This window comes from Paenibacillus sp. 2RAB27, from assembly GCF_052115445.1.
GTDB lineage: Bacteria > Bacillota > Bacilli > Paenibacillales > NBRC-103111 > Paenibacillus_E.
Genome location: NZ_JBFRGR010000104.1, coordinates 1 through 599, shown reverse-complemented (window position 1 = coordinate 599; position 599 = coordinate 1). Strand labels below are relative to the sequence as shown.

Genomic DNA, 599 nt, shown 5'->3' with positions numbered 1-599 from the left:
GAAGTCGGTGGGGTAACCCGCAAGGGAGCCAGCCGCCGAAGGTGGGGTAGATGATTGGGGTGAAGTCGTAACAAGGTAGCCGTATCGGAAGGTGCGGCTGGATCACCTCCTTTCTATGGAGACTCGTGTCTGATAGACACAGTCAAGTGTACTTAGTACACAAATCGCTGATTACTTCATTCCATTTGTTCAGTTTTGATGGAGTTTGCACACTTCTCATGAAGTGGTTCATCAAACATGGGGCCATAGCTCAGCTGGGAGAGCGCCTGCCTTGCAAGCAGGAGGTCAGCGGTTCGATCCCGCTTGGCTCCACCAATTAACTTATTGCTTACTTCCGCCGCCGATAAGGCGGTGTTGTTGACACTAAGGCAAACATTTTGTTCCTTGAAAACTAGATAACGAAACAAAAACGTAAAGTAAGAACTTAGGTTGTGTTGACCTTAGGGTCACGCAAAAATCTTTAACTCTTTCAATTAGGAGAGACTTTGGCTTAGGCCAAAGATCCCTATAAATGGTTAAGCTAGAAAGAGCACACGGAGGATGCCTAGGCACTAGGAGCCGAAGAAGGACGTGGCGAACGACGAAATGCCTCGGGGAGC

Annotated in this window: 1 tRNA gene and 2 rRNA genes; all 3 read left to right on the top strand. The window is 48.6% G+C overall.

Annotated features, from left to right (window positions below):
* A 16S ribosomal RNA gene (locus tag AB4114_RS35825) occupies positions 1-113 on the top strand; the annotation flags it as partial.
* Positions 114-239: 126 nt separating this feature from the next.
* A tRNA-Ala gene (locus tag AB4114_RS35820) sits at positions 240-315 on the top strand.
* Positions 316-513: 198 nt separating this feature from the next.
* A 23S ribosomal RNA gene (locus AB4114_RS35815) occupies positions 514-599 on the top strand; the annotation flags it as partial.